At 71.9% G+C, this 21,738-nt stretch carries 19 protein-coding genes; 10 read left to right on the plus strand and 9 right to left on the minus strand.

Going from position 1 to position 21,738, the window contains the following annotated elements:
- Positions 1-80 precede the first annotated feature (80 nt).
- Positions 81-275: a hypothetical protein gene (locus tag OHA17_RS27220; protein WP_053727562.1), complete on the plus strand. Its 195-nt coding sequence runs from the start codon at positions 81-83 to the stop codon at positions 273-275.
- A 37-nt stretch (positions 276-312) separates the two neighbouring features.
- On the plus strand, positions 313-1,092 hold the full coding sequence (locus tag OHA17_RS27225) for a sulfite exporter TauE/SafE family protein (RefSeq protein ID WP_406508752.1): 780 nt from the start codon (positions 313-315) through the stop codon (positions 1,090-1,092).
- A 139-nt stretch (positions 1,093-1,231) separates the two neighbouring features.
- On the opposite strand, the gene OHA17_RS27230 is transcribed toward OHA17_RS27225, so the two are convergent.
- The 3 genes from OHA17_RS27230 to OHA17_RS27240 all read right to left on the minus strand — a co-directional run bounded on the left by OHA17_RS27230 (position 1,232) and on the right by OHA17_RS27240 (position 3,554).
- Positions 1,232-1,900, minus strand: a complete 669-nt coding sequence (locus OHA17_RS27230) for a class F sortase (protein ID WP_406510824.1) — start codon at positions 1,898-1,900, stop codon at positions 1,232-1,234.
- A 45-nt stretch (positions 1,901-1,945) separates the two neighbouring features.
- Positions 1,946-2,650, minus strand: coding sequence for a hypothetical protein (locus OHA17_RS27235; RefSeq protein ID WP_406508753.1), 705 nt, complete (start codon positions 2,648-2,650; stop codon positions 1,946-1,948).
- A 115-nt stretch (positions 2,651-2,765) separates the two neighbouring features.
- Complete coding sequence (locus OHA17_RS27240; protein WP_406508754.1) at positions 2,766-3,554, minus strand: aminotransferase class IV; 789 nt, start codon at positions 3,552-3,554, stop codon at positions 2,766-2,768.
- 70 nt (positions 3,555-3,624) lie between these two features.
- Here OHA17_RS27240 and OHA17_RS27245 point away from each other — a divergent pair, with 70 nt between their 5' ends.
- Positions 3,625-4,233, plus strand: a complete 609-nt coding sequence (locus OHA17_RS27245) for an NADPH-dependent FMN reductase (protein WP_406508755.1) — start codon at positions 3,625-3,627, stop codon at positions 4,231-4,233.
- A gap of 127 nt (positions 4,234-4,360) precedes the next feature.
- Here OHA17_RS27245 and OHA17_RS27250 read toward each other — a convergent pair whose 3' ends face one another.
- Positions 4,361-5,668 (minus strand): ATP-binding protein, encoded by a 1,308-nt coding sequence (locus tag OHA17_RS27250; protein WP_406508756.1) that lies wholly within the window; start codon positions 5,666-5,668, stop codon positions 4,361-4,363.
- Positions 5,668-6,498, minus strand: a complete 831-nt coding sequence (locus OHA17_RS27255; RefSeq protein ID WP_406508757.1) for a hypothetical protein — start codon at positions 6,496-6,498, stop codon at positions 5,668-5,670. The genes OHA17_RS27250 and OHA17_RS27255 overlap by 1 nt, the downstream gene beginning before the upstream one ends.
- Positions 6,499-6,717: 219 nt before the next feature.
- On the opposite strand from OHA17_RS27255, the gene cutA reads away from it, so the two are divergent.
- The gene (gene cutA / locus OHA17_RS27260; protein ID WP_406510825.1) at positions 6,718-7,074 is read left to right on the plus strand and encodes a divalent-cation tolerance protein CutA; all 357 of its coding nucleotides are present in this window, start codon (positions 6,718-6,720) and stop codon (positions 7,072-7,074) included.
- The gene (locus OHA17_RS27265) at positions 7,071-7,526 is read left to right on the plus strand and encodes a gamma-glutamylcyclotransferase family protein (RefSeq protein WP_406508758.1); all 456 of its coding nucleotides are present in this window, start codon (positions 7,071-7,073) and stop codon (positions 7,524-7,526) included. The genes cutA and OHA17_RS27265 overlap by 4 nt, the downstream gene beginning before the upstream one ends.
- On the opposite strand, the gene OHA17_RS27270 is transcribed toward OHA17_RS27265, so the two are convergent.
- Both OHA17_RS27270 and OHA17_RS27275 read right to left on the minus strand, forming a co-directional pair.
- A complete protein-coding gene (locus OHA17_RS27270) occupies positions 7,480-9,594 on the minus strand; it encodes a molybdopterin oxidoreductase family protein (RefSeq protein ID WP_406508759.1) in 2,115 nt (704 codons plus the stop codon). The genes OHA17_RS27265 and OHA17_RS27270 overlap by 47 nt on opposite strands.
- Before the next feature lie 122 nt (positions 9,595-9,716).
- A complete protein-coding gene (locus OHA17_RS27275) occupies positions 9,717-10,400 on the minus strand; it encodes a vancomycin high temperature exclusion protein (protein WP_406508760.1) in 684 nt (227 codons plus the stop codon).
- Positions 10,401-10,677: 277 nt separating this feature from the next.
- On the opposite strand from OHA17_RS27275, the gene OHA17_RS27280 reads away from it, so the two are divergent.
- From OHA17_RS27280 to OHA17_RS27300, 5 genes are all read left to right on the plus strand, one after another.
- The gene (locus OHA17_RS27280; RefSeq protein ID WP_406508761.1) at positions 10,678-11,682 is read left to right on the plus strand and encodes a sirohydrochlorin chelatase; all 1,005 of its coding nucleotides are present in this window, start codon (positions 10,678-10,680) and stop codon (positions 11,680-11,682) included.
- Between the two features lie 102 nt (positions 11,683-11,784).
- Positions 11,785-13,065, plus strand: a complete 1,281-nt coding sequence (locus OHA17_RS27285; RefSeq protein ID WP_406508762.1) for a deoxyguanosinetriphosphate triphosphohydrolase — start codon at positions 11,785-11,787, stop codon at positions 13,063-13,065.
- A gap of 109 nt (positions 13,066-13,174) precedes the next feature.
- Positions 13,175-14,437, plus strand: coding sequence for an NAD(P)/FAD-dependent oxidoreductase (locus OHA17_RS27290; RefSeq protein WP_406508763.1), 1,263 nt, complete (start codon positions 13,175-13,177; stop codon positions 14,435-14,437).
- A 29-nt stretch (positions 14,438-14,466) separates the two neighbouring features.
- Positions 14,467-16,359 (plus strand): DNA primase, encoded by a 1,893-nt coding sequence (dnaG, locus tag OHA17_RS27295; RefSeq protein WP_053727573.1) that lies wholly within the window; start codon positions 14,467-14,469, stop codon positions 16,357-16,359.
- Between the two features lie 233 nt (positions 16,360-16,592).
- Positions 16,593-17,855: an RNA polymerase sigma factor gene (locus OHA17_RS27300; RefSeq protein ID WP_406508764.1), complete on the plus strand. Its 1,263-nt coding sequence runs from the start codon at positions 16,593-16,595 to the stop codon at positions 17,853-17,855.
- A 110-nt stretch (positions 17,856-17,965) separates the two neighbouring features.
- Here the strand turns inward: OHA17_RS27300 and OHA17_RS27305 are convergent, their stop codons facing one another.
- Together OHA17_RS27305 and OHA17_RS27310 are read right to left on the minus strand one after the other, a co-directional pair.
- A complete protein-coding gene (locus OHA17_RS27305) occupies positions 17,966-19,894 on the minus strand; it encodes an ABC transporter ATP-binding protein (protein ID WP_406508765.1) in 1,929 nt (642 codons plus the stop codon).
- Entirely contained in the window at positions 19,891-21,624 is a 1,734-nt protein-coding gene (locus tag OHA17_RS27310; protein WP_406508766.1) for an ABC transporter ATP-binding protein, read from the minus strand. The genes OHA17_RS27305 and OHA17_RS27310 overlap by 4 nt, the downstream gene beginning before the upstream one ends.
- Between the last annotated feature and the right edge of the window lie 114 nt (positions 21,625-21,738).

Raw genomic sequence — 21,738 nt, forward strand, 5'->3', positions numbered from 1 at the left:
CGCCGGCCGACGCCCCCGCAACCACGCCCTCCGGCCGAACCGGCCGGCCGAACACCGCCGAACCGAGGAATCGCAGAGCCATGGCCCGTCACCGCAAGTGCGCCGCCCCCGTCCCCCTCGACCGCGCCCGGCGCCGGCTCGCGGCCGGGCTCACCGCCACCAGCGCCCTCGCCGCCACCTTCCTGGCCGTAGCGGTCACCCCGGCCGCGCCGCCCGCCCCCGACCGGACCCCGGCGGCCACAAGCTCAGATCTGGCTCAGGCATCCGGAAAGTAATAGACGAACCAGCCGATCGCTCCTTAAGGTCGCGATCATGCCCGACATATCGCTGACCATGCTCATCGTGCTGTGCCTCGCCGCGGGCGCGGCCGGCTGGATCGACGCGGTGGTCGGCGGCGGCGGACTGCTCATGCTGCCCGCCCTGCTCCTCGGCCTGCCGCACGTCCCCGCCGCGCACATCCTCGGCACCAACAAGGCCGTCGCCCTCGTCGGTACCTCGGGTGCCGCCGTGACGTATGTGCGCAAGGCGCCGGTGAACGTGAAGACGGCGGTACGGATCGGGCTCGCCGCGCTCGCGGGCTCCATGACCGGCGCGTTCTTCGCGGCCGGCATCAGCAGCGCGGTGCTGCGCCCGGTCATCCTGGTCGTGCTGCTCGGCGTCGCCGCGTTCGTCATGTTCAAGCCCGCGTTCGGCACCGGGACCAGCGGGCAGCCCGTCACCCGGGCCCGTACCGTCACCGCGATCGTGCTCGTCGGCGGCGGCATCGGTCTCTACGACGGCCTCTTCGGCCCCGGCACCGGCACGTTCCTCGTCCTCGCCCTCACCGCCGTGCTCCACCTCGACCTGGTGACCGCGAGCGCCACCGCCAAGATCGTGAACGTCTGCACCAACGTCGGGGCGCTCGCGATGTTCGCCTACCAGGGCAACGTCATGTGGCAACTGGCCGCGATCATGGCCGTGTTCAACCTGGCGGGCGGTCTGATCGGCGCGCGCATGGCGCTGAGCAAGGGCAGCGAGTTCGTGCGCGGAGTGCTGCTCGTGGTCGTCTTCTCGCTGGTCGCCAAGCTGGCGTTCGACCAGTGGAACGCGTAAGCGCTCCGCTTTGGGGGGAGTGGTCGTCGTTCTGGTGCGGGCCGGCGGTGGCTGGTCGCGCCCACGCGGCGGAGCCGCACGATGTCACAGCCCCGCGCCCCTAACCCCGCTTTCGGCCTCGGGCCGTGCGTGAGCCCGCTCAGGGAGCGCTGACCCGTGTCGCCCCGGCCACCCCCGTCAGGTGGGCGAAGGCGACCACGTTGCCCCGGTAGCCGGTCTGCTGCGAGAAGCCTCCGCCGCAGGTGATCAGGCGTAGTTCCGGGCGTGCGGCGGGGCCGTACACCTTCGTGTCCGGGAACGCGTCATTCTCGTAGACCTCGACCGCGTCGACCTCGAACACCGCGGTCCGCCCGTCCTCGCGGGTCACCTCGACCCGGCTGCCCTTCTTCAGCGCGCCGAGTGAGTAGAAGACGGCCGGGCCGCGGGAGTCGTCGACGTGGCCCGCCATCACGGCCGTGCCCCGGGCGCCCGGCGCCGTGCCGTCCTTGTACCAGCCGGCCATGTTCGTGTTCCCCGGCGGCGGCACGTCCAGGCTGTGGTCGGGGCCGAGCCCGAGCCGCATCACGGGCGCGTCGACCCGGATCGAGGGGATCTGGATCCGTACGGGTTCGGAGGGCGGCAGGCCCTCGGCGGGCGGGAGCTCGGTCACGGCCCGCGCGGCGGACCCGGATCGGGAGTCGCCCGTGATTCCGCTCCGTTGCGACGTCGGCCCCGCCGCGAACCTCTCGGCCACAGAGGGCTGCGGAGGCTCCACGGTCTCGAAGCCCCGCTCGATCAGCCACAGGCCGACGAACGCGGCGACCACCATCAGCCAGCCCGCGTTGCGTCGTGCGATCCGGTCCGACAAGGGCGGTCAGCCCCGGCCCTGCGCGCCGCTCGCCCGGCGACGCAGTAGCCAGGTGCCGCCCACGGCGGCCGCGGCCAGTACCGCCGCGCCCACCGCGATCTCGGTGGTGTCGGGGCCGATGCTGCCGCCGACCCCGGTCTTCACATGACCCCGCGGGTCGTTGGTGTCCCAGGACTTGTCGTGACCCCGCTGGTCGTTCCAGGCCGACGACTTGTCCTTGCCGCGCGGGTCGTTCCCGTCCCAGGACTTGTCCTTCTCCCGCTGGTCGCCCCAGTCCCACGACTTGTCCTTGCCGCCCTGCGGGTCGCCCGCGTTCCAGGACTTGTCCCTGCCCTTCTGGTCCCGGTCGCTGCCGCCGGTGACGGTCAGCTGGGCATCGGCCACCTTGCCGTTCTCGCAGCTCACCCTGATGCGGAACGAGCCCGGCTTGGCCTGCGGGGCCACCTGGAACTGCCCGGCGAGCACTTCCTTGTGCGTGGAGACCGACATCGGGAAGTCGCCCGAGCCCACCGCGTTCGCATCGCCCGTGGCCCGCCCCGCCGGCCCGCAGACGGTGGTGTTCGCGGTCACCGTGGTGCCGGGCGCGGCGCTCGTCGGCCACAGCTCCAGCGAACCGCCCGGCTCGCTGTTGGCGTACGCGAGCGAAGCCCCCGGACCCAGCACGGCGGCGGACGCCAGCAGGGCACTGGTCAGGAGTCGGGCTGTACGCATGGATCCTCCGGGGACGAGGCAGGGCTTCTGCCTTCGACCTAAGAGGCGCACGGGCCGCTCCGCCCGTCGGCGGGGGGCGAAAGAGTGACCCGGTGCGGGCCGTACGGGTGAACCGTCACCCCGGGGCGATCACATCCCAGGGCGCCTCCTCGTACGCTCGCCACACCACCTTCATCAGCTCCGCGTCGACCGCGAACGCACGCTCGTCGATCCGGCCCACCGGGGCGATGCCGCGCGAGTTCATGACGAAGGCCGCGCTGTACGCGTCGAGCCCGCCCAGGGTCACCTCGCGGCGGGCCGACTTCAGGCCGTACGCCGCGAGCCGGGGTTCGAGCACGGCCATCGTGATGCCGATCAGCGCGGGACGGTTCGGCCAGACCACCGAACTGCCGTCCCAGAACGCGATGTTGGTGATCGCGCCCTCGGCGACGGCCCCGCCGGGGCCGGTCAGCAGGGCCTCGGTGAAGCCCTGGCGTTCGGCGAGGCGGACGTAGTAGCCCTGGGCGAAGTGGCCGAGGTGTTTGAGGTGGGCGACCGGGCGCTCGTACGGCACGGAGAGCAGCGACTGCGCGGTGGACGGCATGTCGGCCGGCTCGTTCACGACGACCATCGGGGTCGGCGCGTCGGCCGGCCCGTACACGTAGACCCGTACCGCCGCGTCCGACCGGCCCGAGGCGCCGAGTGCCTGCCCTATCAGGGAGCGGATCCGTTCGCCGTCGAGGCCGGGGCCGAACAGCTCGCGGGTGGCCCGGTCCAGGCGGGTCAGGTGGTGGGCCAGGCCGCGGACGCGTCCGTCGCGCACCTGCAGGGCGGTGAAGTGGCCGTAGCCGCCGGTCAGCGCGGGAATGAGCAGGTTCTCGGCATCGGCGGGGCGGCCGTCGATCTCGACGTACGGAAGTGTCATGGGCTTCAAGATAGTTCGCCGCCGGTCCGCGCTTGACCTCAAGCGGACTTGAGGTTGAATCCTTCTCGGCATGGACATCACCACGGCCGAACCGGCCGCCTTCCCCGCTCTGAAGCTCACCGTTGTTGTCGCCTCCAACCGCGAGGGCCGGTTCGCGCCGGTCGTCGCCGACTGGTTCCTCGCCCGGGCCCGCGACCACCACGGCCTCGACATCGAGGTGCTCGACCTGGCCGAGGCCGAACTCCCGACCACCATCTCCCACCATCCCTCGCCCGCCGTAGCGGCCCAACTCGCGGTCATCTCACCGAAGTTGGCGGACGCCGACGCCTTTGTCGTGATCACTCCCGAGTACAACCACTCCTTCCCCGCCTCGCTGAAGAACCTGATCGACTGGCACTACGTGCAGTGGCAGGCCAAGCCCATCGGCTTCGTCTCGTACGGCGGCATCTCGGGCGGTCTGCGGGCGGTCGAGCAACTGCGGCAGGTCTTCGCCGAGATGCATGCCGTCACCGTGCGGGACACGGTCAGCTTCCACCAGGCGCACGGACTCTTCGACGAGGACGGCGAACACCGCGAGCCCTCGCAGGCCGACGCGGCGGTGAAGAAGATGCTCGACCAGGTGGCGTGGTGGGCGCGGGCGCTGCGCGAGGCGAAGGAGGTGCGTCCGTACGCGGGCTGAGGGGGAGCAGTATTGGGCGGTCGGAATCTGTCAGTCGACCATCGCCAGCTGATAGCTGATAGCTGATAGCTGATAGCTGATAGCGGTCAGCCGACCGCCCATCCCCCGACCGCCCATCTCTCAACCTTCACCCTGCCGGCAGCGACACCACCGCCGCCGCGCCCCCGCCCTCCGCGTTGCTCAGCGCCACCTCCGCGCCGATGACGTGGGCCTGGCCCAGGGCGATGGTGAGGCCGAGGCCCGTGCCCTGGCCGCGTTCCTTGGCGCCGGTCACGAAGCGCTGGGGGCCGTCCTTCAGGAGGCGTTCGGGGAAGCCGGGCCCGTGGTCGCGCACGCTGACCGACGTGCCGTCCACCGTCACCTCGACCGGCTCCGCGCCGTGCCGTCGCGCGTTGGCGATCAGGTTGGCGATGATCCGCTCCAGGCGGCGCGCGTCGGTGCGTACGAGGGTGTCCGCGCCGCCGGGGTCGTCCGCGGCCTGCTCGGGGCGCGCCAACTCGACGGACAGGCCGCACCGTTGGAGGATGCCCTCCACGGTGCGGTCGAGCGGGAGCACCTCCAGGTGGGGCTCCTCCGCGTTCGCGTCGAGCCGGGCGACCTCCAGGAGGTCCTCGGTCAGGGTGCACAGGGCCGAGACCCGGTCCCGCACCAGCTCGGTCGGGCGGCTCGGAGGCAGCAGTTCGGCGGCCGTGTGCAGCCCGGTCAGCGGGGTGCGCAGCTCGTGCGCCACGTCCGCGGTGAAGCGCTGCTCGGCCTCCAGGCGGCGCTGCAACGACGCGGCCATCGTGTCGACCGCGCAGGCCAGTTCCGCCACCTCGTCCTGGCGGCCGGCCGGGGCCGACTGGCCGATCCGGGCGTCGAGTTCACCCCGGCTGATCCGGCGGGCGGTGGCCGCGGCCGTACGCAGCTCACGGCTCAGCCTGCTGGCGAGCCCGGCGCCGCCGAGCGCCGCGAGCCCGACCACGACCGCGCCCCAGGCCACCAACTGGCCGTCCAGCTCCTGGAGTTCGTCCACCGCGGCGTCCAGCGGCTGCCGCACCGAGAGCACCCGGTCGCCCACCGGCCGCGCGGCCCACACCGCCGGATGCGGTCCTTCCAGGTCCAGGAAGGTGCTCCGCTTTCCGTCGTGGGCGGACTTCCGCAGCGGCGCGGGCAGGTCCGGGTGGTCGAGCGCGGCCTCGGTGTCGCCGTGGTCGACCTGGCCGGTCAGCTCGTACAGCTGACGTACGCGAATGAGCTGCGCGGTCGCGGACTCGCGGGCGGTCGCGGCGACCTGCGCGGCGCGCGACTGGTGGATGAGCAGGCCGATGGTGACCGCCACCAGGGCGCAGCCCGCCGCGAGCAGTGCGGCGATCTTCCAGCGCAGACTCAGGCCCTGGGTCAGCCCGCGGGCGCGGGCGAGCAGGGCGCGGCACCGGCGCCGCGCGGCGCGCATCACGAGGCACCCTTCCCGGTGTCCGAGCCGCTCGTCCACGTCTTCGCCGCTCCGCCCGTCTTCGCCCCGCCCGTCTTCGCGGCTCCGCCCGACTTCGCAGGCCCCGGCGTCTTGCGCGGCCCGGGGGTCTCGGGCTCGTCCGTGGTGTCCTTCGTGTCCGGGCCCTTCGGGGCGATGCCCTTGTACGTCTTGATGTCGCTCACGGGGGAGAGGCGGGCCCCGTCCCAGCGGTAGCGGACCGCCTGCTCGGCGCCGTCGTCCGCGGCGCCCCGCGTCACCAGATCGGTGCCGACGGCCTCCACCGCGAGGCGGGTGCCGACGGTGTAGAGGATGGGAACGATCCGGCCGTCGCGGACCGTGTAGACGATGACGACCGTGCGCCGGGTCTCCAGATCCGCCGCGACGATCAGTTCGGGCGAGCCGTCGTGGCCGGTCAGGTCGTGGAGGACCGGCGGGCGGATGCCGGGCCGCCCCGGGTGGTCGATCACGGGCAGCCGGACGAGGGTCTTGGCGCGCGGGTCGGCCTTCAGGATCGCCATCGGGTCCATGCCGCGCAGCCCCTCCTTCGGCACCTTCAGCGATTCGGGGAGCGGGACGGGAGCCTCTCCCCGGCCGGACGCCGTCGCGCCGTCGCGCCGCGCCTCGCTCTCGTACCAGGCGGGCCACAGCTCCTGGGGACTGGGCTGGAGGGCGACCGTGGAGGCCCGGGCGCCCTCCACGAGACCGGAGCGCGAACCGCAGCCGGAAATGGCGAGCACCACCGCGGCGATGCCGAAGGCGGCGATGCCCGCGATGGCGGCGGCGCGGAGAATCCGGAAGGTCTGGATCATGGTGGGATGCCGGGGGTAGGGAAGGCGGCCGGAACACCGGCCCGCCCGTCGACACTAGGAGCGGATCATCACGGAAACCGGGACAACATGTAACAGCCGTGCGTACGCTCCGCACCGGCCGGCGGGTTCGGGACGTAGGACCCTGCCGGACGACTCTTGCCATCCCGGCCGGACCCGGCCGAACCACCGAGGGAGGACGCCGTGACATCGGCCGATCGGCTGACCGCGCAGGCCACGACCGCGCAGGCCACGACCGCGCAGGCCACGACCGTGCAGACCACGACCGACAGCGCCGACAAGGCGGCGGCGCTCGCCCGCGGCGCGGTGGAGGCCCGCCTCGCGGCCTGCGCGCAGATCGTGGGCCCCGTCACCTCCGTCTACCACTGGGCGGGCGGCATCGAGACGACGCAGGAATGGCAGGTCCTCTTCAAGACCACGGCCGCCCGCTACCCCGAGCTCGAACGCCACCTCCTGGCGGCCCACGACTACGACACCCCCGAGATCATCGCGACCCCGGTGGTGGCAGGCAGCCCGGCCTACCTGTCCTGGATCACGGCCGAAACGGTCGCCCGATGACCGCCGCCGAGCCGCCGCTCCCCTTCTTCGTGTACGGCACGCTCCGCCCCGGCGAGCGCTACTACCGGAGCTTCCTGCAAGGCCGTACGGTCTCCGAGCGCCCGGCGCTGCTGGGCGGCGCCCTCCTGTACGACGGCCCCGGCTACCCCTACGCCATAGCCGGGGACGGCACCATCACCGGCACCCTCATCGAGGTCGACCCCGCCACCTGCCCCGAACTCCTCGCCGCGCTCGACGAGTTGGAGGAGTACGTCGGACCCGGCCACCCCCGCAACCTCTACGACCGCCTGGTGCGCGAGGCCCTGGTGGACGGCCGGCCCGTACGGTCGTGGACCTACCTCGCCGCGCCCCGCCTGGCCCGCGAGCTGATCGCCGGCGGCACCCCGATCCCCGGCGGCGACTGGCTCACCTGGCAGGACCGGCCCGCTCCACCCGTACCGCGCACGCCTTGAACTCGGGCATCTTCGAGACCGGGTCGAGCGCCGGGTTCGTCAGGTTGTTGGCCCGGCCCTCGCCCGCCCAGTGGAACGGCATGAACACCGTGTCCGAGCGAATGGCACCGGTCACCCGGGCCGGCGCGGTGGCCCGCCCGCGCCGCGAGGTCACCGTCACCGCGTCGCCGTCACCCACCCCGATCCGGCCGGCGAGCAGCGGATGCATCTCGACGTACGGGCCGGGCGCGGCGGCGTTGAGCTCCGGCACCCGGCGGGTCTGCGCGCCCGACTGGTACTGGGCGAGCACGCGGCCCGTCGTGAGCACCACCGGATAGTCGGCGTCGGTCTCCTCGTCCGGCTCCCGGTGGGTGACCTCCACGAAGCGGGCCCGCCCGTCCTTAGTCGCGAACCGGTCGAGGAACAGCCGGGGCGTGCCCGGATGCCCCTCCTCGGGACACGGCCAGAACACCCCGTCCTCCGCCTCGATCCGGGCATAGCTGATGCCCGAATAGTCCGCCGCCCCGCCCGCCGACGCGAGCCGCAGCTCCTCGAACACCTCCTCGGGATCGACCGGAAACCCCTTGGCGGCCGACTCCGAACCAAGCATCCGCGCAAGGGAGTTGAGGACTTCGAGATCGCTGCGTACGTGCTCCGGGGGCGTGATCGCCGCCCGCCTCAGCAGCACCCGGCCCTCCAGATTGGTCATCGTGCCGGTCTCCTCCGCCCACTGCGTCACCGGAAGCACCACGTCCGCGAGCTCGGCGGTCTCCGAGAGCACCACGTCCGCGACGGCGAGGAAGTCCAGCGCGCGCAGCCTGCCCTCGATGTGGGCCGCGCGCGGCGCCGACACCACCGGGTTCGACCCCATGACCAGCAGCGCCTTCACCTCACCGCCCAGCGCGTCGAGAAGCTCGTACGCGCTGCGCCCCGGCCCCGGAAGCGAGTCCGCCTCGACGCCCCACACCCCGGCGACGTGGGCGCGCGCGGCAGGGTCGGCGAGCTTGCGGTAGCCGGGCAACTGGTCCGCCTTCTGGCCGTGTTCGCGGCCGCCCTGGCCGTTGCCCTGGCCGGTGAGGCAGCCGTACCCGGACAGCGGGCGGCCCGCCCGGCCGGTCGCGAGACAGAAGTTGATCCACGCACCGACCGTGTCGGTGCCCTTGGCGTGCTGCTCGGCGCCGCGCGCGGTGAGCACCATGCCGTCCGGGGCATCGCAGAACATGGCCACCGCGGCGCGGAGTTGGGGCACGGGAACGCCGGTGATCTTCTCCACGAGCTCGGGCCAGTGCGCCATCACCGCCGCCCGCGCCGCCTCCCACCCCGACGTCCGCTCCCGTATGAACTCCTCGTCGGCGCGCCCCTGGGCCACCACCAGGTGCAGCAGGCCGAGCGCGAGGGCGAGGTCGGTGCCGGGGCGGGGCGCCAGATGCAGGTCGGCCAGCTCGGCGGTCTTCGTGCGGCGCGGGTCGATGACGATCAACTTGCCGCCGTTCTCCCGCAGTTCGCGCAGGTAGCGCACCGCGGGCGGCATGGTCTCGGCCAGGTTCGACCCCGCCAGGATCACGCATCCGGTCCGTGCCACGTCCGCCAGTGGAAACGGCAGCCCCCGGTCGACGCCGAACGCCCGCTGATGCGCGGCCGCCGCCGACGACATGCAGAACCGCCCGTTGTAGTCGATCTGGGAGGTGCCGAGCACGACCCGCGCGAACTTGCCCAGCGCGTACGCCTTCTCGTTCGTCAGCCCGCCGCCGCCGAACACCCCGACCGCGTCGGCCCCGTACCCCTGGCGTACGGAGCCGAGCCGCTCGGCCACGAGCTCCAGGGCCTCCCCCCAGGTGGCCGGTTCGAGCAGGCCGGTGGCGGCGCGCCGCACGAGCGGTTCGGTCAGCCGCAGGCCCCGGGAGAGCAGCGCGGGCGCGGAACTCCCCTTGCCGCACAGCGCACCCCCGTTCACCGGAAAGTCCCGCGCGACGACCTCCAGCCCGCCGTCCGACCCGCCCGCGGCCCGCAGCCCCATGCCGCACTGGAGCGAGCAGTACGGGCAGTGGGTGGGGGTCACAGGGGCGGACGCGGAGGCATCTATGAGCATGCCCTCCAGGCTGCGACCGGCGTGTTACGCCCGCGTCCGCCCCCGGGTTACGCGGGCGGGGCGGGGGGCTCATTCTGGTCATTGGGGAGCGGTGAGGGGGGAGCAGTGAGGAGGGGCAGCCGTCAGCCGCCCGCCAGCGCCCTCGCAACCCCTGGCTCCTTGGGCCCCAGGAACGTCGGGTCGGGCCGGAACACCACGTCAAGGAGGGCCTTGCCCGCGGCGAAGACCTCGCGGGTGCCGCCGTAGTACCAGGTCGCATCGTGGACGGCGTCGACGCCGACCCCGTAGGACCGGACCCCCGCGGCCTCGCACAGCGCCACCGCGCGCCGGATGTGGAAGCCCTGGCTGACCAGGACGGCCCGGTCAACGCCGAAGATCTTCTTGGCCCGTACGCACGAATCCCAGGTGTCGAACCCCGCGAAGTCGCTGACCACGCTCTTGTCCGGCACCCCGTGCTGGACGAGATAGCCGCGCATCGCGTCGGGCTCGTCGTAGGTGGGCCGGCCGTTGTCGCCGGTGACCAGGACCGCCTTCACCTTGCCGGCCCGGTACAACTCCACGGCCGCGTCGAGGCGGTGGGCGAGGTAGGGCGAGGGCTTGCCGTCCCACAGGCCGGCCCCGAACACCACGGCCACCCCGGACGCCGGGGCGTCGGCCACCGTGCCGACGCGGCCGCTCGTGCTCGCGTACATCCAGGTGGCGGGCGCGAGCCCGAGCACGCACGCGGCGGCGACGCCCTGTACGAGGCGGCGCCGGCCCGCGCGGGTGCGCGGCAGACGCGGTCGCTTCAGTCGGATGCGCGGCACGTGGTCCCCCTGGTGAGCTGCGTACTGGTGATCTTCGTCGGCGTACGAGGGGATGGACGTCGCGGGCGGAGAACCGGTTCGCCGCCGGGCACGCTCCGTACATCTCTGTGACATGAAAAGACCTGTGACATGACCCTGCCTCTCGCGGGTGTTCCGCCGACGGCCCGGAGCCGATGCACCCCGCCGCACCCCGTCCCCGCCGCCTCCGTGAGGCCATGGAAAACACCCGTCACCGCCGCGCAACGACCCGGCAACGTGCGCCCGGCAGGATCGGTTCATGACGGAGCCGGAGACGAGCCACCTCTTTCCGCACGACCACCTCTTTCCGCAGAGCCAGCTCCCGCGGGACCAGCCGTTCTCGCAGAGCCGGCCCTTCCCGCAGAGCCGGCCGCCCCTTCCGCTCGACAGCACCGCGCAGCTCCTCACCCGCATCACGGCCCAACTGGGCAGCCAGCTCAGCCACGTACGACTGAACGGAACCCCCACCTCCATGCCGCCCCCCGCCCGCCCCGCCCTCGTCGCCGTCGCGCACGGCAGCCGCGACCCCGGCGCGCTGCGGACGGTCACCGCCCTCCTGGAACGGGTCCGCGAACTGCGGCCGGGCCTCGACGTCCGGCTCGGCCACATCGAGTTGGACCGCCCGCTGCTGCCCGACACCCTGGCCGGCCTTGAGGGGGAGGCCGTCGTAGTGCCGCTGCTGCTCGGCCGCGGCCACCACGTCAAGCACGACATCCCGCACGCCCTCGCCACGGCGGGCCGGCACCTGAGCGCCCGTGTCGCGGCCCCGCTCGGCCCCCATCCGCTGCTCGTGGAGGCGCTGTACGGGCGGCTCGTCGAAGCGGGCTGGGACCTCGACGCCCGTACCGTGCGCGGCAGCGGGGTCGTGCTCGCCGCGGCCGGATCGCGCGACCCCGACTCGGCCGCCGACACCCGCCGCACCGCCATGCTGCTGAGCGAGCGCCTCGGCGGGGTGCCCGTGCTGCCCGCGTACGCCTCTGCCGCTTCTCCCACCGTGCCCGAGGCGCTGCGCGCCCTCGCCGCGCGCGGCAGGCACCGGGTCGCGGTCGCCTCGTACTTCACCGCTCCGGGACGTTTCGCGGCCGAAAGCGCGGCAAAGGCGCCGTGGATCGCGGCCGCCCCCATGGGCGCGCATCCGGCCATGGCCAGGCTCGTACTGCACCGCTACGAAGAGGCGTTGACGCGCACGCCGACGACGGCGCGTGACGCCGAACTCGCCCCCCTCCTCGCCCCCGCACTCACATCCGCCCTCGCCTCCGCCTGAGGCGAGCCCCCGCGCCGAACCGGTCTCCACCCGTGTCCGCACATGGCGAGCTTCGACGCCCCCTTGAGCCCACTTGTCAGTGACTCCGTTTACTGTCGGTGCATGGAGTTCTATGCCGAGGCCGACACCGAACGCTGGGCCGCCGAGCCCGACAAGCGGCCCGGCCGCACCGCCTTCCAGCGCGATCGCGCGCGCGTGCTGCACTCGGGGGCGCTGCGCCGCCTGTCCGGCAAGACGCAGGTCGTCACGCCGGGCTCGCGGAGCCAGGCCTGGGACGCCAGCCCGCGCACGCGGCTCACGCACTCGCTGGAATGCGCCCAGGTGGGCCGCGAGCTGGGCGCGGCGCTCGGCTGCGACCCGGACCTCGTCGAAGCCGCCTGCCTCGCCCACGACATGGGCCACCCGCCGTTCGGACACAACGGCGAGCAGGCGCTGAACGACTTCGCGAAGGACATCGGCGGCTTCGAGGGCAACGCCCAGTCGCTGCGCCTGCTGACCCGGCTCGAACCGAAGCGCTTCGTCCGCTCGTCGGTGACGGGGGAGCCGGTGAGTGTGGGCCTCAACCTCACCCGGGCCGCCCTGGACGCGGCCACCAAGTACCCCTGGGCGCGCGGCGGCCACCCCACCGACCCGGCCTCGGTGAAGTTCGGGGTGTACGAGGACGACCTGCCGGTGTTCGCCTGGGTCAGGGAGGGCGCGACGCCCTACCTCAAGTGCTTCGAGGCCCAGGTCATGGACTGGGCGGACGACGTGGCGTACTCGGTGCACGACTTCGAGGACGGGCTGCACGCCGGCCACGTCGACCCCCTCGCGCTCGTCTCCGAGGCCGAGCGGGCCGACATCTGGCGCGTCGCGATCGGCCGGTACGTGCCGGCCGACACCGATCCGCAGGAGCTGACCGAGGCCCTGGAGCGGCTCATCGAGCAGGACTGGTGGCCGCACGGCTACGACGGCACGGCGGTCTCCCAGGCCCGCCTCAAGGACGCCACCAGCCAGCTCATCGGCCGGTTCTGCCTGGCCGCAGAGGGCGCGACGCGCGCGGCGTTCGGCACCGGGCACCTCACCCGGTACGGCGCGGAGCTGGTCGTGCCGCGCGAGGCCCGCAACGAATGCGCCGTGCTGAAGGCGGTGGCCGACCGCTATGTCATGCAGCGCGACGAGCAGGAGCGGCTCCGCGCCGACCAGCGCGTCGTGCTGGCCGAACTCGCCGACGCGCTGACGTCCCGGGCCCCCTCCGAGGGGCTCGACCCGCAGTTCCGGGCGCTGTACGACGAGGCGGGCGACGACCGCACGAAGAAGCGGGTGATCGTCGACCAGATCGCCTCGCTCACCGACGCGGCAGCCCGCTCGCTTCACTCCAGACTCACCGTGCACCACCGGTAATCCCAGCCGCCGCCGCGTCCCAACGGAGCAAGCCCTCTTCCCCCATCACGCTCCGTGCGGGACGCTCGCAGGTGGCGGCGCCGCGCAGCAAGCACCGAGGAGGCATCAAGTGGTCGACGCAGATCGGACATTCGTCATTGTCGGAGGCGGTCTCGCGGGGGCGAAAGCCGCCGAGACCCTCCGGTCCGAGGGTTTCAACGGGCGGGTGATCCTCATCGGCGACGAGCGCGAGCACCCCTATGAACGGCCGCCCCTGTCCAAGGGGTTCCTGGCCGGCAAGGAGGAGCGCGACAGCGTCTTCGTGCACGAGCCCGCCTGGTACGCGCAGAACGACATCGAGCTGCACCTCGGCCAGATCGTCACCACCATCGACCGCGGCGCGAAGACGGTCCGGCTCGGCGACGGCACCGTCATCCAGTACGACCGGCTGCTGCTCGCCACCGGCGCCGAGCCACGCCGTCTGGACATCCCCGGCACCGACCTGGCGGGCGTCCACCACCTGCGCCGCCTCGCCCACGCCGAGCGCCTGAAGCACGTCCTCAAGGCGCTCGGCCGCGACAACGGCCACCTCGTCATCTCGGGCGCCGGCTGGATCGGCCTGGAGGTCGCGGCCGCCGCCAGGGGGTACGGCGCGGAGGTCACCGTCGTCGAGCCCGAGGCAACGCCGCTGCACAACGTGATCGGCCCCGAGCTCGGCCAGCTCTTCGCCGACCTGCACGCCGAGCACGGCGTCCGCTTCCACTTCGGCGTCCGCCTCACCGAGATCATCGGCCAGGACGGCATGGTGCTCGCCGCCCGCACCGACGACGGCGAGGAGCACCCGGCGCACGACGTGCTGGCCGCGATCGGCGCCGCCCCGCGCACCTCGCTCGCCGAGAACGCGGGCCTGGCCATGGCCGACCGCGCACACGGCGGCGGCATCGCGGTGGACGCCTCGCTGCGCACCTCGGACCCCGACATCTTCGCGGCGGGCGACGTGGCCGCCGTCCACCACCCGCTGCTCGGCACCCGGCTGCGCGTGGAGCACTGGGCGAACGCCCTCAACGGCGGCCCGGCCGCCGCCCGCGCGATGCTGGACCAGGAAGTCAGCTACGACCGCGTCCCGTACTTCTTCTCCGACCAGTACGACCTCGGGCTCGAATACTCGGGGTGGGCGCCGCCGGGCTCGTACGACCAGGTGGTGATCCGGGGGGACACGGGCAAGCGCGAGTTCATCGCGTTCTGGCTCAAGGAGCGCCGGGTCCTCGCCGGGATGAACGTGAACGTGTGGGATGTCACAGAGCCGATCCAGGCCCTGATCCGGGGCGGGGCCCAGGTGGACACCGAGGCGCTGGCCGATCCGGCCGTCGCCCTCGGCTCCCTCGCACCCTGAGTGTCGTAGCGTCCCCGTAGACTTCATGCGTGGCAGGCAGGATCAACGATGACGACGTGAAGGCGGTACGGGACGCGGTCCCGATCGACGCCGTCGTGTCCGAGTACCTCCAGCTGCGCAACGCCGGGGGAGGCAACCTCAAGGGCCTCTGCCCCTTCCACGACGAGAAGTCCCCGTCCTTCCAGGTCAGCCCGAGCAAGGGTCTCTTCCACTGCTTCGGCTGCCAGGAAGGCGGCGACACGATCGCCTTCATCCGGAAGATCGACCACCTGTCGTTCTCCGAGGCGGTCGAGCGGCTCGCCGCCAAGGCCGGGATCACGCTGCGCTACGAAGAGGGCGGCTACAACCCCTCGCACCAGCGCGGCGAGCGCATCCGCCTGGTCGAGGCGCACCAGGCGGCCGCCCAGTTCTACATCGAGCAGCTCGGCAGCCCCGAGGCCGAGATCGGCCGCAAGTTCCTCGCCGAGCGCGGCTTCGACCAGGCCGCGGCCGCCCACTTCGGCGTGGGCTACAGCCCGGCGGGCTGGGACCATCTGACGCGTTTCCTGCGCGGCAAGGGCTTCAGCGACAAGGAGCTCCTGACGTCGGGCCTCGCCCAGGAGAGCCGCCGCAACCCCATCGACCGCTTCCGCGGCCGCCTGATGTGGCCGATCCGCGACGTCTCCGGAGAGGTGGTCGGCTTCGGCGCCCGCAAGCTGCGCGACGACGACAACGGCCCGAAGTACCTGAACACCCCCGAGACGCCGATCTACAAGAAGTCGCAGGTCCTGTACGGCATCGACCTGGCGAAGAAGGACATCGCCAAGTCCAGCCGCGCGGTGGTCGTCGAGGGCTACACCGACGTCATGGCCTGCCACCTCGCCGGCGTCACCACCGCCATCGCGACCTGCGGCACGGCCTTCGGCGGCGACCACATCAAGATCCTGCGCCGCCTCCTGATGGACAACGGCTCGGCCCGCGTGATCTTCACCTTCGACGGCGACGCGGCCGGCCAGAAGGCGGCCCTGCGCGCCTTCGAGGACGACCAGAAGTTCGCCGCCGAGACGTACATCGCGATCGCCCCCGACAACATGGACCCCTGCGACCTGCGGCTCGCCAAGGGCGACGAGGCGGTCGCGGACCTCGTCCAACCCCGCACCCCGCTCTTCGAGTTCGCGATCCGCCAGATCGTGGGGCGCTACGACCTGGAGACCCCGGCGGGCCGGGCCGCGGCCCTCGACGAGGCGGCCCCCATCGTCGCCCGCATCAAGAACGTCGCCTCCCAGCACGAGGTCGCCGTCCAACTCGCCGGAATCCTCGGCATTCTGGACACCCAGTTCGTGGTGAAGCGCGTCGCCCAGCTCGCCCGCTGGGCCCGCGACCGCGGCGGCAAGGGCCCCGCGCCCGCCCAGAACCGCCGCCAGCAGTACGAGAGCGCCGCCCCCCGGGCCGCCGCCCCCGGCCCCGCCCTGAACCTGCGCAGCCCGGCCCACCGCACCGAACGCGAGCTCCTCAAGCTGGCGTTGCAGCACCCGCACCTGGTCTCCCCGGCGTTCGACGCGTACGGCATCGACGAGTTCACCGCCCCGCCCTACGCGGCGGTCCGCCAGTGCATCCAGGAGGCGGGCGGCGCCACCGACGCGCCCTCCGACTACCTCCCGGCCGTCATGGACTCCGCGCCCAACGACGTGGTGCGCGCCCTGGTCACCGAGCTCGCCGTGGAGGCCATCCACGCCCGCACGGTCGACGAGGCGTACGCGGGCGAGCAGCTGGTGGCGGTCCGCCGCCGGGCCGTCGACCGCCGCCTCCTGGACATCCAGGGCACCCTGGCACGCCTGGGCCAGCACGGCGACCCGGCCCAACTGGCCGCAGTCCAGAACGAGTTGTGGGTCCTCCAGCAGTACGGCCAGGCCCTGCGCAACAAGGGCGCGGCGGCACTTTAGCGCCTGTGTCTTAACCCCGCCCGACCTTAACCCCGGCCGTCCTGGGTAGGCGTCCAGGAGAAGGCCTTCGTCCCAACTACCGGCATCCGGTTGGGCGTTCGCGGTCCGAGAGGCGCGTGAGCGCGTCCGCGGCGGCATATCCATCCGGGTAACCACCCGGTCACACACCGGCTTCAAAAAGTCCCCGCACGCCCGTCGCGGCGACCATGTGTCGTGCCCCACACTGGGTTGCGGTGCCTGAGTCCTCGGAGCGCGGCCGGCCCACCCTCGGGGGTGGGCACCTCACCCCCGCGGATCCGCTCATCGTGTACGGGACGGAATGCGGCCCGGCCGCCCCCGTCCCGCTGCCGCAATCCCCCGATCCGGCAGCGATCACCCTGGAGGTCGCCCCCGTGCAGACCCAGACCCTGACCGACAACGACGTCGTCACGGCCGTACCGCCGCAGTCTCGGGCCGTACACCACCCGGAGGCGGAGCCGGTCGGCCCGGACGCCGGGCCGCAGGCCGGCCCCGTGCCCGAACAGGCCGCCGAGGAAGAAGCCCCCGAACCACCCGACCCGCAGCCGGGCAGGGTGGATACCGGCGGCCCGTCCTCCGACCTCTTCCGCCAGTACCTGCGCGAGATCGGCCGCATCCCGCTGCTTACCGCAGCCGAGGAGGTCGAGCTCGCCCGGCGCGTGGAAGCCGGCCTGTTCGCCGAGGAGAAGCTGGCCAACACCCCCGACCCGGATTCCCAACTCGCCGTGGATCTCGACAAGTTGGTCGTCATGGGCCGGATGGCGAAACGCCGGCTCATCGAGGCGAACCTGCGCCTGGTGGTCTCCGTCGCCAAGCGGTACGTCGGCCGCGGGCTCACCATGCTCGACCTCGTCCAGGAGGGAAACCTCGGACTGATCAGGGCGGTCGAGAAGTTCGACTACGCGCGCGGCTACAAGTTCTCGACGTACGCGACCTGGTGGATCCGCCAGGCCATGTCGCGGGCGCTCGCCGACCAGGCCCGCACCATCCGCGTCCCGGTCCACGTCGTCGAGCTCATCAACCGCGTGGTCCGCGTCCAGCGCCGGATGCTCCAGGAACGCGGCTACGAGCCGACCCCGGACGAGGTCGCCGCCCACCTCGACCTGACCCCGGAGCGGGTCGGCGAAGTGCTGCGCCTCGCCCAGGAACCGGTCTCGCTGCACGCGCCGGTGGGGGAGGAGGACGACGTCGCGCTCGGCGACCTCATCGAGGACGGCGACGCCGCGTCCCCCGTCGAATCCGCGGCGTTCCTGCTGCTCCGCGAGCATCTGGAGGCCGTGCTCTCCACGCTCGGCGAGCGCGAACGCAAGGTCGTCCAGCTGCGCTACGGGCTCGCCGACGGGCGGCCGCGCACGCTGGAGGAGATAGGGCGGATCTTCGGCGTGACCCGTGAACGGATCCGCCAGATCGAGTCGAAGACGCTGAACAAACTCCGCGATCACGCGTTCGCGGACCAGCTGCGGGGGTACCTGGACTGAGCGCCCGCCGCCCCCCGCTGTGGGCAATCGTCCCGCAGGGCGGGACGGGTGGGCACAGCGGGACCCGGCGCCGGGCAGGCGTACCAACGCCGCCCCGCGCCGGGCAACCGCTAGTCCACCTCCGCCACCGCCTGGGCGAACTGGGCCGCGTACAGCCGCGCGTACGCGCCCTCCGCCGCCAACAGCTCGTCGTGCGTGCCCTGTTCGACGATCGAGCCGTTCTCCATCACCAGGATCACGTCCGCGTCCCGGATCGTGGAGAGCCGGTGCGCGATGACGAACGACGTGCGCCCGTGGGCGAGCCGCGCCATCGCCTTCTGGATCAGCACCTCGGTACGGGTGTCGACCGAACTCGTCGCCTCGTCGAGGACCAGGATCACCGGGTCGGACAGGAACGCCCGCGCGATGGTGATGAGCTGCTTCTCGCCCGCGCTGACCCCGGTGCCCTCGTCGTCGATGACGGTGTCGTAGCCCTCGGGGAGCGTACGGATGAAGCGGTCCGCGTGCGCGGCCTTCGCCGCCTCCTCGATCTCCTCGCGGGTCACGTCCTTCGCCGCGCCGTACGCGATGTTGTCGGCGATGGAGCCGCCGAACAGCCAGGTGTCCTGGAGCACCATGCCGATCCCGGAGCGCAGTTCCTCGCGGGTCATCCTGGCCGCGTCGACCCCGTCCAGGGTGATCCGGCCGCCGGTGACCTCGTAGAACCGCATGAGCAGGTTCACCAGGGTCGTCTTGCCGGCGCCCGTCGGGCCGACGATCGCGACCGTGTGCCCGGGCTCGACCGTCAGTGAGAGGTCCTCGATGAGCGGCTTCTCCGGCTCGTACCGGAAGGACACGTTCTCCAGGGCGACCGCGCCGCGCAGCACCTCCGGGCGCTCCGGCGACGCCGTGTCGGGGGCCTGCTCCTCGGCGTCGAGCAGCTCGAAGATCCGCTCGGCGGAGGCGACCCCGGACTGCACCAGGTTCGCCATGGAGGCGACCTGGGTCAGCGGCATCGAGAACTGCCGCGAGTACTGGATGAACGCCTGCACGTCACCGATGGACAGCGAGCCGGTCGCGACCCGCAGCCCGCCGACGACCGCCACCAGGACGTAGTTCAGGTTCGACACGAACATCATCACCGGCTGCATGACGCCGCTGTTGAACTGCGCCTTGAACGAGGCCTCGTACAGCGCGTCGTTCTGCTCGGCGAAGGCGTTCGCCGACTCCTGCTGGCGGCCGAACACCTTCACCAGGGCGTGCCCGGTGTACATCTCCTCGATGTGCGCGTTCAGCTTGCCGGTCGACTTCCACTGCTGGACGAACTGGGGCTGCGACCGCTTGCCGACCTTGGTGGCCACGACCACCGACAAAGGCACCGTGACCAGCGCCACCAGCGCGAGCAGCGGCGAGATCCAGAACATCATGACCAGCACGCCGACGATGGTGAGCAGCGAGTTGATGAGCTGGCCCATCGTCTGCTGCATCGTCTGCGAGATGTTGTCGATGTCGTTGGTCGCGCGGCTGAGCACCTCACCGCGCTTGGCCTTGTCGAAGTACGACAGCGGAAGCCGCGACAGCTTCGTCTGGATGTCCTCGCGCAGCCGGAACACGGTCTTGTTGATGGCCCGGTTGGCGAGCCGGGTCGCCACCAGCATCATGAGCCCGGCGCCCACGTACACCGCGAGGGCGGTGAGCAGGACGGTGCCGACCGCGCCGAAGTCGATGCTGCCGCCCGGGGTGAAGTCCACGCCCGAGAGCATGTCCGCCAGGCCGCCCTGGCCCTTGTGCCGCAGGGCCTCCAGGGCCTGCGCCTTGCTCATGCCGTCCGGGAACCGCGGACCGATCACACCGGCGAAGACCAGGTCGGTGGCCTTGCCGAGGATCTTCGGCCCGACCACCGAGAGGCCGACGCTGACCACGACCGCGAGCAGCATCACGCTCAGGATGGCCTTCTCCGGCGCCAGCCGTTTGACCAGCCGTTTTCCGGATTCCTTGAAGTTCATCGACCGCTGATCCGGGCCGCCGCCCATCATCATGCGTCCACCGGGCCCGCTCATGCCGCCTCAGCCTCCGTCAGCTGGGAGAGCACGATCTCCCGGTACGTCTCGTTGTCGGCCATCAGCTCGTGATGGCGGCCGGTCCCGACGACCCGTCCCTCGTCGAGGACGATGATCCGGTCGGCGTCCCGGATGGTGGAGACCCGCTGGGCGACGATCACGACCGTGGCCTCGGCGGTCTCGCGGCCGAGCGCGGAGCGCAGCGCCGCGTCGGTGGCGTAGTCGAGCGCCGAGAAGGAGTCGTCGAAGAGGTAGATCTCCGGGCGCTGCACCAGGGTGCGCGCGATGGCGAGCCGTTGGCGCTGACCGCCGGACACGTTCGTGCCGCCCTGCGCGATCGGTGCGTCCAGGCCGCCCTCCAGCTGGGAGACGAACTCCTTGGCCTGCGCCACTTCGAGCGCGTGCCAGAGCTCCTCGTCGCTCGCGTCGGGGTTGCCGTAGCGCAGGTTGGTGGCCACGGTCCCCGAGAACAGATACGGCTTCTGCGGCACCAGCGACACGGTCTTGGCGAGCAGGACCGGGTCGAGCGTGCGGACGTCCTCGCCGTCGACGAGCACCTGGCCGTCGGTGGTGTCGATCAGCCGGGGCACCAGGCTGAGCAGCGTCGACTTGCCGCTGCCGGTCGAGCCGATGATCGCGGTGGTCTCGCCGGGCCGGGCCGTCAGCTCGACGCCCCGCAGTACGGAGGCCTCCGCGCCCGGGTACTTGAAGTCGGCGCCCCGCACTTCGAGATGGCCGTGCCGGCGCAGTTCGAGCACCGGGCTCTTGGGCGGCACCACGCTGGTGTCGGTCCCGAGGACCTCCTCGATGCGCTCGGCACAGACCTCGGCGCGCGGCACCATCATGAACATGAAGGTGGCCATCATGACGGCCATCACGATCTGCATGAGGTACGCGAGGAACGCGGTGAGCTGGCCGATCTGCATGTCGCCGCTGTCGATGCGGTGCGCACCGAACCAGACCACGGCCACCGACGAGACGTTCACGACGGTCATGACGGTCGGGAACATCAGCGCCATGAGGCGGCCGGTGGCCAGGGAGACGTCGGTGAGCTCGGTGTTGGCGCCCCGGAAGCGGCCCTGCTCGTACTCGTCGCGTACGAAGGCGCGGATCACGCGGTTGCCGGTGATCTGCTCGCGCAGCACCCGGTTCACGGTGTCGAGGCGGGTCTGCATGGTGCGGAACAGCGGCCGCATCCTGCGCACGATCAGCGAGACCGCGATGCCGAGGACGGGAACGACGGCGAGGAGGACCGCGGACAGCGGAACGTCCTGGCCGAGCGCCATGATGATGCCGCCGACGCACATGATCGGCGCGGACACCATCAGCGTGAACGCCATGAGCACCAGCATCTGGACCTGCTGGACGTCATTGGTGGTGCGGGTGATCAGGGACGGCGCCCCGAAGTGCCCGACCTCGCGGGCCGAGAAGGACTGCACCCGCGCGAAGACGGCGGCCCGGACGTCGCGTCCGAGGGCCGCCGCGGTCCGGGCACCGTAGAAGACGGCACCGATGTTGCAGAACACCTGGACGAGGCTGACGGCGATCATGATGCCGCCGTGTCCCAGGATGTAACCCGTGTCCCCGTTCACGACACCGTTGTCAATGATGTTCGCGTTGAGGGTGGGCAGATAAAGGGTGGCGCTGGTCTGCAGCAGTTGCAGCAGGACCAGCAGGGCTATCGGTTTCTTGTACGGCCCTAGATGGGACCGCAGGAGTCGTATGAGCACGCGCAGGCTCTCCGGGTCGGCAAGATCGGGGGTTCGACCCCCCATCTTGCGACACTCCACCCCTGGAAGCTCAAGCGATTATCGGGGTGAAGTCAAAAGGAATAGCAAAGAGCG

The sequence above is a fragment of the Streptomyces sp. NBC_00212 genome, assembly GCF_045206365.1.
Lineage (GTDB): Bacteria > Actinomycetota > Actinomycetes > Streptomycetales > Streptomycetaceae > Streptomyces.